We start from the raw sequence: 3536 nt of genomic DNA on the forward strand, positions 1-3536 counted from the left end.
CAGGTGGTTCCAATGCTCTATGGTCGCCAGGCAAACTGGCTCGGTTGATTCAGGTCTTACACGCGCTTTGCGCTGCCCTCGTCATACCAAATTAGGTGGTAAATCAAGCTGATCTACGGTTTGAGTTGTACAGACTCGTTTTGTTGCCTTGTTGCCTGTCTTGCTAGTCTCACTGTGACTGGTCACAACACCCAGCTCTCCGGTAACCCTCTCGGTTACTCAAATAACTTGGATTATATGGCCAAGCCTCACGGGCAATTAGTACTGGTTAGCTCAACACGTTACCGCGCTTCCACACCCAGCCTATCAACGTTGTAGTCTTCAACGGCCCTTCAGGGGCATCAAGTGCCCAGGGAGAACTAATCTTGGGAGGGGCTTCCCGCTTAGATGCTTTCAGCGGTTATCCTGTCCGAACGTAGCTACCGGGCAATGCCACTGGCGTGACAACCCGAACACCAGAGGTTCGTCCACTCCGGTCCTCTCGTACTAGGAGCAGCTTCCCTCAATTCTCCAACGCCCACGGCAGATAGGGACCGAACTGTCTCACGACGTTCTAAACCCAGCTCGCGTACCACTTTAAATGGCGAACAGCCATACCCTTGGGACCGGCTTCAGCCCCAGGATGTGATGAGCCGACATCGAGGTGCCAAACACCGCCGTCGATGTGAACTCTTGGGCGGTATCAGCCTGTTATCCCCGGAGTACCTTTTATCCGTTGAGCGATGGCCCTTCCATACAGAACCACCGGATCACTAAGACCTACTTTCGTACCTGCTCGACTTGTCAGTCTCGCAGTCAAGCGCGCTTGTGCCTTTACACTAACCTCATGATTTCCGACCATGATTAGCGCACCTTCGTGCTCCTCCGTTACTCTTTAGGAGGAGACCGCCCCAGTCAAACTACCCACCACACACTGTCCTCGATCCGGATAACGGACCTGAGTTAGAACCTCAACATTACCAGGCTGGTATTTCAAGGTCGGCTCCACGATGGCTGGCGCCACCGCTTCAAAGCCTCCCAGCTATCCTACACAAGTAAGGTCAAAGTCCAGTGTGAAGCTATAGTAAAGGTTCACGGGGTCTTTCCGTCTAGCCGCGGGTACACTGCATCTTAACAGCGATTTCAATTTCACTGAGTCTCGGGTGGAGACAGTGTGGCCATCGTTACGCCATTCGTGCAGGTCGGAACTTACCCGACAAGGAATTTCGCTACCTTAGGACCGTTATAGTTACGGCCGCCGTTTACCGGGGCTTCGATCAAGAGCTTCGCCGAAGCTAACCCCATCAATTAACCTTCCGGCACCGGGCAGGCGTCACACCCTATACGTCCACTTTCGTGTTTGCAGAGTGCTATGTTTTTAATAAACAGTCGCAGCCACCTGGTCACTTCGACCGCCATCAGCTCAGGGAGCAAGTCCCATCACCAACAGCGGCGTACCTTCTCCCGAAGTTACGGTACCATTTTGCCTAGTTCCTTCACCCGAGTTCTCTCAAGCGCCTTGGTATTCTCTACCTGATCACCTGTGTCGGTTTACAGTACGGTTCCTTTATATCTGAAGCTTAGAGGCTTTTCCTGGAAGCATGGCATCAACCACTTCGCGTAACCTTGCGGAAACACTCGTCATCAGTTCTCGACCTTAGCCGCCCGGATTTACCTAAGCAGCCAGCCTACAACCTTAAACAGGGACAACCAACGCCCTGATGGCCTAGCCTTCTCCGTCCCCCCATCGCAATATAAAAAAGTACGGGAATATTAACCCGTTTCCCATCGACTACGGCTTTCGCCCTCGCCTTAGGGGCCGACTCACCCTGCGCCGATTAGCGTTGCGCAGGAAACCTTGATCTTCCGGCGGGGAGGTTTTTCACCCCCCTTGTCGTTACTCATGTCAGCATTCGCACTTCTGATACCTCCAGCAAACCTCACGATTCACCTTCAACGGCTTACAGAACGCTCCTCTACCATGCGTGCATTTCCTTAAACCCTCTCCTGCCAGAGAGGCGGTTTCTCTACCCTCTTCCCGACTCAACGGTCGGGGGCGCTTGGTCGCCGGCTAACGCCGTCGACAAGCTGTCCTTGAAAGGGTTTAAGTGAAATGCACGCATCCGCAGCTTCGGTTACCAGTTTAGCCCCGTTAAATCTTCCGCGCAGGCCGACTCGACTAGTGAGCTATTACGCTTTCTTTAAAGGATGGCTGCTTCTAAGCCAACCTCCTAGCTGTCTAAGCCTTCCCACATCGTTTCCCACTTAACTGGTATTGGGGACCTTAGCTGGCGGTCTGGGTTGTTGCCCTCTCGACAACGGACGTTAGCACCCGCTGTCTGCCTGCCGTGATTGTACTCCTGGGTATTCGGAGTTTGCATGGGGTTGGTAAGTCGGGATGACCCCCTAGCCCAAACAGTGCTCTACCCCCCAGGGTAAGACACGACGCTCTACCTAAATAGATTTCGAGGAGAACCAGCTATCTCCGGGCTTGATTAGCCTTTCACTCCGATCCACAGCTCATCCCCTCATTTTTCAACATAAGTGGGTTCGGTCCTCCAGTGCCTGTTACGGCACCTTCAACCTGGCCATGGATAGATCGCCCGGTTTCGGGTCTATTGCCTGCAACTAAACGCCCTGTTAAGACTCGGTTTCCCTACGCCTCCCCTACTCGGTTAAGCTCGCTACAGACAATAAGTCGCTGACCCATTATACAAAAGGTACGCAGTCACAGAACAAGTCTGCTCCCACTGCTTGTACGCATACGGTTTCAGGTTCTATTTCACTCCCCTCTCCGGGGTTCTTTTCGCCTTTCCCTCACGGTACTGGTTCACTATCGGTCAGTCAGGAGTATTTAGCCTTGGAGGATGGTCCCCCCATCTTCAGTCAAGATAACACGTGTCCCGACCTACTTATCGCAAGCTTAGTACCACAACGCAGTTTTCGTGTACGGGGCTATCACCCTCTATCGCCGGACTTTCCAGACCGTTCCACTAACCGCACTGCTATCACTTGCAGGCTGTTCCCCGTTCGCTCGCCGCTACTGAGGGAATCTCAATTGATTTCTTTTCCTGAGGGTACTTAGATGTTTCAGTTCCCCTCGTTCGCCTCCCTAACCTATGTATTCAGTTAGGGATACCTGGCTTACACCAGGTGGGTTTCCCCATTCGGACATCTCCGGATCAAAGTCTGTTTGCCGACTCCCCGAAGCTTTTCGCAGGCTACAACGTCCTTCATCGCCTCTGACTGCCAAGGCATCCACCGTATGCGCTTAGTCGCTTGACCATATAACCGAAGTTATCTGTCCAAAGAGACATTTCCCTGACACCCTTGTGCGTATGTCAGGTACTTATGAGATACATGCCGATCAAAGCATGTACCCGCCGGATGTTGTGACGCTTAAGTCACAATGTTGTACAACTCTCGGATACGCCTGATTACGACGTATCCAGAACTTTTTGTCCTTGAATCGCTCCCGTCACACACCGTCATAAAGACGACACAGTGCCAGGTTACAATCCAATGACTCAGCTTGATTTACCTTGTTAAAGAACAGC

1 rRNA gene is annotated in these 3536 nt (G+C 52.5%); it reads right to left on the reverse strand.

Going from position 1 to position 3536, the window contains the following annotated elements:
* Positions 1 to 237: 237 nt before the first annotated feature.
* Positions 238 to 3264: ribosomal RNA gene (locus CWI75_RS18120) — 23S ribosomal RNA — on the reverse strand.
* Between the last annotated feature and the right edge of the window lie 272 nt (positions 3265 to 3536).

The sequence above is a fragment of the Kineobactrum sediminis genome (genome assembly GCF_002868715.1).
Taxonomy (GTDB): domain Bacteria; phylum Pseudomonadota; class Gammaproteobacteria; order Pseudomonadales; family Halieaceae; genus Kineobactrum; species Kineobactrum sediminis.